At 36.6% G+C, this 6537-nt stretch carries 8 protein-coding genes; 3 read left to right on the forward strand and 5 right to left on the reverse strand.

Annotated elements, in window-relative coordinates:
* The first annotated feature begins 212 nt into the window (after positions 1–212).
* Both JWR87_RS17085 and JWR87_RS17090 read left to right on the forward strand, forming a co-directional pair.
* Complete coding sequence (locus JWR87_RS17085; RefSeq protein ID WP_297822417.1) at positions 213–629, forward strand: hypothetical protein; 417 nt, start codon at positions 213–215, stop codon at positions 627–629.
* Positions 630–868: 239 nt separating this feature from the next.
* A complete protein-coding gene (locus JWR87_RS17090; RefSeq protein WP_297822419.1) occupies positions 869–1039 on the forward strand; it encodes a hypothetical protein in 171 nt (56 codons plus the stop codon).
* A gap of 56 nt (positions 1040–1095) precedes the next feature.
* On the opposite strand, the gene JWR87_RS17095 is transcribed toward JWR87_RS17090, so the two are convergent.
* The 5 genes from JWR87_RS17095 to JWR87_RS17115 form a co-directional block, all read right to left on the reverse strand.
* Positions 1096–1860 carry an exodeoxyribonuclease III gene (locus JWR87_RS17095; RefSeq protein WP_297822421.1) on the reverse strand — a complete coding sequence of 255 codons (765 nt, stop codon included), beginning with the start codon at positions 1858–1860 and terminating at the stop codon, positions 1096–1098.
* A gap of 111 nt (positions 1861–1971) precedes the next feature.
* On the reverse strand, positions 1972–3282 hold the full coding sequence (locus tag JWR87_RS17100) for a deoxyribodipyrimidine photo-lyase (protein ID WP_297822423.1): 1311 nt from the start codon (positions 3280–3282) through the stop codon (positions 1972–1974).
* A 26-nt stretch (positions 3283–3308) separates the two neighbouring features.
* Complete coding sequence (locus tag JWR87_RS17105) at positions 3309–4166, reverse strand: aminotransferase class IV (RefSeq protein ID WP_297822425.1); 858 nt, start codon at positions 4164–4166, stop codon at positions 3309–3311.
* 177 nt (positions 4167–4343) lie between these two features.
* Positions 4344–5012, reverse strand: coding sequence for a response regulator transcription factor (locus tag JWR87_RS17110; RefSeq protein ID WP_297822426.1), 669 nt, complete (start codon positions 5010–5012; stop codon positions 4344–4346).
* Positions 5013–5239: 227 nt separating this feature from the next.
* Complete coding sequence (locus JWR87_RS17115; RefSeq protein WP_297822428.1) at positions 5240–5893, reverse strand: response regulator transcription factor; 654 nt, start codon at positions 5891–5893, stop codon at positions 5240–5242.
* Positions 5894–6202: 309 nt separating this feature from the next.
* Here JWR87_RS17115 and JWR87_RS17120 point away from each other — a divergent pair.
* Positions 6203–6537 (forward strand): hypothetical protein (locus JWR87_RS17120; RefSeq protein ID WP_297822430.1); only part of this gene is annotated, 335 nt, incomplete at its 3' end.

Raw genomic sequence — 6537 nt, forward strand, 5'->3', positions numbered from 1 at the left:
AAAAAATTAAAGCCTCTTTTTGAGGCTTTTTTTATGTCCCGGTTACAAAGACATTATTGCAATACTTGACCAAAAGCTTCCATCCGAAGACAAATTATCAAACCAGGATTGCCAGCTAATTTTTCTAATTTTACCTCAATATTGGAAAGATAATTGCGATAGCAAGCTTTTTATAAAACCTAACTGGATTAAAGGAAAAAAAATTAAATCGAATGAGAAAAGTTCTGTTTTCAATAATATTAATAACAACCCTTATTTCTTGCCAGAAGAATGACAAAGGAGCAGACCCTGTTCAGGATGCATTGTTAAGTCTTCAAGGCAAATATTTGATTTGCGATAGTGTAAAAACCACCGTAAATGGAACAACAAAAAAACAAGTACTAGGAAAAGGGAAAGGATGGGATCGAACTTTTGGTATATATGCTAACCTTGAAATACACTCCTCTCCCGTTGTTTACAAAAGTTACTCTTACGAAGGCCCCAATAAAATTTATTATTGGAATACAAGCGGGCCATATTCAACCGAACAATATTATACTATAGTTTCCGCTAGTAATACTAATCTCGTTTTGTTAGAGACTGAGAAGGGAACAGGAAAAGTATTTACAGAATACTTTACTGCCGAGTAGTTTTTAAGAAATAAAATGCTTGTTTGGAAAACAGGGTCAAGAATGTTGAACGCCTAATAAAATTCATTGCATCCGTTCAGCTGAAACGCTAAAAGTATTCCGCGTCTCATGACTTTATAATCCTCCATTTTTAGCATAACCTATAAGACTCTGTCTATAATTGGCCGCAATAATAAAAAGGATAATAGCGTTTTAAGATGAAGTAATTATAGAACTTACTTTATCTAATATCCTTTAGTATGACCACCATAAGAAACATTGTTTTATCTCTATGCATAGGCAGTATAGTAGCAATAGTTGCAAACCTAAAAATTGGACCCGATTATAAATTTAGCAGCTCAGCCCTGGCGTTAGGTTTCTTTGTTTTTTCTACCATTTTTGTAATTAAGCCTATAAAAGAAAAATCTTAGTAAAGGCTGCAAAGAGAGGAGAATTAAAATTTCCTTGTTACGGCATTTTACATGTATTATTTCAGCTCCAGGTAAACAGGGCAATGATCGCTGTGCTTAACCTCTGGTAAAACTTTTACGTCAACAATTCTATTTTTTATATTCTCGGTAACGTTAATGTAATCGATACGCCAGCCTTTGTTTTCGAGCCTGTTGGAAGGCCTTAATACATTCCACCACGAATATTGGTTTGGCTCCTTGTTTAAATGTCTAAAACCATCAACAAAGCCGTTCGTTAAGAATTTATCAAACCATGTTCTTTCATCGGGAAGAAAACCGGTTGTTTTTTTATTAGAAGCCGGATTGTGAAGGTCAATTTCTTTATGAGCAATGTTGTAGTCACCGCATACTACCAGTTTGCTCCGGGTGTTTTTCAGTTCATTAAGAAAGTCTAGAAATTCATCGAGCCAACAATATTTGTAAGCCTGCCTTACTTCGCCGCTGGTACCCGAGGGAAAGTAAACACTAAAGAGTGAAAGCTCTCCAAAATCTGCCCGTATCACCCTACCTTCAAAATCACTTTGTTCAAGCTGGCTTCCGTAAACCACATTGTCTGGTTTTATTTTCGTTAGAATGGCAACCCCACTATATCCTTTTTTCTGCGCAAGGAACCAATAGGTTTCAAACCCCAGTGCTTCTATTCTGGCAATATCAATGTCACCCTTATGTGCTTTCACTTCCTGTAGGCAAATGATATCTGCAGGATCTGTTTCAAGCCATTCTATAAAACCTTTTCGTATTGCACTTCGAATGCCATTGACGTTATAAGTTATTATGCGCATAATGGTGTTTAGGATTAGGGCAAGTTAGCATAACCGGAAGTTTGTTATAATAAATACTCTTGCCAGTATCAAAATTACATAGTTAGAACCAAGTGTTTAAACCTATCGAAGTTATTTCTTCAACGCTTTTCCATAAACTTCCAAAGCTCTTTTACGCGCAAAATCATGCTCAACTATCGGCTTTGGATATGTAACCTCATTCAATTCAGGTACCCATTTATTAATATATCGAAGACCCTTATCGAATTTTATTGTTTGCAAATGTGGATTGAAAATCCGAAAGAATGGAGCCGCATCACAACCACTACCCCCGGCCCATTGCCATCCGCCATTGTTAGAGGCCAAATCATAATCCAATAGCTTTTGCGCGAAATAAGACTCCCCCCAACGCCAGTCTATCAAAAGATGTTTGGTTAAAAAAGACGCTACAACCATTCTAACTCTATTATGCATAAACCCTGTTGCGTTCAGTTCCCGCATACCCGCATCAACAATTGGATAGCCGGTCATGCCTGCGCACCACTTTTCAAATTCACCCTCATTATTACGCCAATCTATTTTTTCATACTCAGGCTTAAATGCGTATCCTTCCCCAACTTTCGGAAAGTGCCACAGTATCATTTGGTAAAACTCCCGCCAGATCAATTCATTCAGATACGTATCATTAAGGCCCAGTGCCATCCTGGCTAGTTCACGAATACTCACCGTACCAAATCGTAAATGAACGCCTAGTTTGGATGTACCGTTTTCAACTCCCGGAAAGTCACGGGTATCGCTATACTTTTTCACTATATCTTCCACTAAACTTTTTGAGGGGAAAGGATGGATCAACTTCTGAAAGCCAAAGCTCTCCAAATGGAGCAACGGTTTTGCTTCCGTCTTATAAAAATTTTGAAAGTACTTTTCGGCAGGATAGGAAGAAAGATAAAATTTATTTAATGCAGATTTCCATTTTCTGCTATAGGGTGTGAAGACGGTATAGGGTGAACCATTATCTTTCAAAATTTCACTCTTCTCAAATATTACCTGATCTTTACTGGTGTTGAAAGAAATGCAGTTACCTTTTAAAATCTCATTTATTTTTTTGTCCCGCTCTTTCGCATAAGGATCGTAATCGTGATTTGCAAAAACTTTTGCAACGGTGTACTTAAAAATTAAGTCTTTGAAAACATCTGTGGGGTATCCATAAATAACCAGAAGACTTGAATTGAGAGCTGCAAGTTGTTGCTGAAGTTCTTCCAAAGCGGAGTGGATAAAAGCTACCCTCCTATCGGCTTTATCCTCTAACTTATCTAATATTTGCTTATCAAAAATAAATATAGGTAATACCGGAACTCCTTCTTTTAATGAATGATATAAGGCTGCATTATCGTAAAGTCTTAAATCTCTTCTAAACCAAAAAACATTTATCCTTTGCTTCATTTTTTAATTAAGCAACAACTTTTGGTTTAAAAGGTTGCAGGCGTAAACAGGGGTATTATGAATTTTTTATGTAAGTAAGACGAGAGCGTATTTCTATAGCTGTTATTACCTATCTGTTGCACCCAGCGCATACCATAGGTTGCGTTGGTTAAAAAGACTTCAGAAGCGTTTAAAAGATCCTGGCTGGATATTTCAGTTTGAGAATGAGGCAGCCCCTCCTTCTCGAAACAATGCAGAAGATACTTACGCATTACACCGTTTACGCAGCCTTCGGTTAAAGGTGGCGTTTTTATGATTCCGCGATCAACAATAAATATATTAGCTATTGTGGCGTCGGCGACTCTATTATAAGGGTTCATTAATAAAGCGTCATCAAGGCGATGTTCTTTTGCCCACATTGCTGCCATAGCATATCCCAAATAATTATTACTCTTTATGGACGAGAAAAGATCGATTGTCTTTTTTGCATCTCCAAAAATGCCTATCCTAAGCCCGGTTTCATTGAAAACATTAGTATTTGTAAAACCAGCCCAACTCTGAATGATGTAATATGCGTTTTTATCTTCTACATCATATAATCCACCATCTCCCCTATACACTACTAATCTAACCCTGGCTAATTCTTCGTGACCATTCTTGTTGACTAGTTGATTAATCTGCGACTTTAACTCCCCCTCTGTTAAATTCTTTTGACGGGTGAATTGAAGCAGCTTTAGGGAGGAAAAAAGCCTTTGGAAATGTAAGTCGCACAAGAGGAGGTTGCCATTAACAACTTTCATTGTTTCGAAGCAACCATCGCCATACCTGAACGAACGATTACTTGGAGATATAAAAACTTTTTCTTCTTCAATAATTTTTCCGTTCCAATTAGAGAAAAGAGACATTATTTTATTTAAGGCAAAGTTAATGATACAGAGTTGCCGTTACCGATAGTAGATGTCCTTTTCATATTTTACTCCTTTTTTGTAAGAGATGCAAAAAGACGTGCAGACGAACGAATTGCGACGCAACGATGCAGCCATATGATACAACTGCTTGTGCCAAAAGAAAACCAAGATCAGCTATCCTTCTACTATTCCATGCTTTACTGCATATAAAATTAATCCCGCAGTACTTCTCGCACCTGTTTTTATTTTAAGCCTATCACGAATAGCTTCAACTGTTCTTGGGCTAATCTCCACAATATCAGCGATTTCTTTTGTAGTCTTTTCATCGCACATTAGCTTCAACACCTGCAATTCTTTATCGCTTAATTCTGCATCATCAGACGTCGGAACTTCAACCACTCTCCTACTCTTTAAACCGGAAAGAATTGCCTTGTTGGTGTACTCGTTGAAAAAGTACTCTTTAGTGTGCACCGTTTTTATCGCTTCATAAATAGTTTCGCTATCACTATTTTTAGTAAGATAGCTGTTTGCACCAATCTCCATAAGCTTGCTAATCATACTAACATCATCATTCATAGTAAGCATGATGATCTTAGAATCCGGCAGCACCTTTTTAACCTCCGGCAAGGCGGCAATGCCATCCATTATTGGCATTTGTATATCCAGAAGTATAACGTCGGGCTGAAGAAATTTTAACAGATTAAGTAGTTGCATACCATTTTCTGCCTCTCCAATAAATTCTATATCCGGATAATGAGATAGTGAAGCCTTTACACCTGTACGAAATAAAGTATGATCATCTGTTATCAGTACCTTTATTTTATCATTGCTGTCTGTAATCATCGAAGAAGAAAAATATTCTTATTAGTAAATTTTGAATTAATAAATATCGCGAGGTCTGGAAAGGTATTACTATTAACGGTTAATTTTTAAGTTATAGTATTGATTTGAAAATTAAATAGTAAAAACACTATTTGCAATGGTAGAAAAAATACTGAACACCTCCTACTTTTTCCATTGTTACAATAAGTAATGTGTGAGGCACGGAGTAAGGTTACAAGATTTAAGTTCTAATCAAGCAGGTGGTTACGCATTCCGTACATTAATAAACCAGCAATTGTTTTTACGCCGACTTTAGTCTTCATGTTTTGCCTGATAGTTTCAACTGTTCTGGGACTTAAAAAAACATCTTCCGATATTTCCTCAGTCGTTTTGTCTTCACTAATCAATTTTAAGATTTTGAGCTCTTTTTCGTTGAATTTTACAACACTTGGATAAAATGTTCTTACTGATTTTTTTTGCTGAAGTTTCAGTAATACTGCTGAGTTTACTAATTCGTTAAAATAAAAGTCGCTGTTCATACAGGAGATGATGGCCTTATAAATTTCATCTGCGTCAGCTGTTTTTGTCAAATACGCGTTGGCTCCGTACTCCATCATCCTTGTTATGGTTTCTTTATCGTCATACATACTAAGGATGATAACTTTTAAATCTTCATATTCTTTTCTTATTAATTGCAGCGCTTTTATACCATCTGTTTCCGGCATTTTAATGTCCATTATCAAAATGTCCGGTCTCTTAAGCTTCAGTTTGTGCATCATATCCTTCCCATTCTCAGCCTCCCACAAAATTCTAATGAAATCACGATTCTTCATCGACATCCTAATGCCGTCTCTAAATATTTTATGGTCGTCTGCTAAAGCGAGTTGAATTATTTTTTCCACAACTAAAACTATTAATGCTTTTTACGGAATTGGGCGCTAACACACGTAGTGCTGTCGGTAATGACAGCAAATATAGGCAGTAGAACTTTCTAACTTTATGAAAGTTACCCGGTGCAGAAGACCGTATTATTACGGTATCTCAAAGTATTTTTACTACATTTTTTTCGAGCCACTTGTCGTAACCACCTCATTTTCAGCCAACTTTATAAATTTACAAACTATTTGTCAAAGTGTCCTCTTTGTGGAAGAATTTCAAAATGGGAAATTGTACTTCAATTCTTTTAACCGAACCCCATAAAAAGTCAAACTATGATGAACACAAAAACTTCCCAAATTGCAGAGCAGAAAAAAGGCTTTTCCGCTCATTCTGGTGAAAACATTGGTTACGAAAAAGGCGCTAAGCTGGTAAAAAATTATTTCGACCAAAATCAGGAAGAGGTATCCGCTCACTTCCTGGGTCGTAACATTATCGAAGCTATTTTAGCTCAGCCAGGCGCCGTTGGAATAACAATTCTTTACGGAGTAAACGAATTAGGTCTTCCTAAACCTGTTGTTGTAGGAGTTAATTCAAAAGGAGATTACATATTAAATGTAACATCTATTGGTGCAAACGGTGAAATGAATAAACAAAAAGGTATAGTAGC

Origin of the sequence: Segetibacter sp. (genome assembly GCF_025963695.1) — a bacterium.
GTDB lineage: Bacteria > Bacteroidota > Bacteroidia > Chitinophagales > Chitinophagaceae > Segetibacter.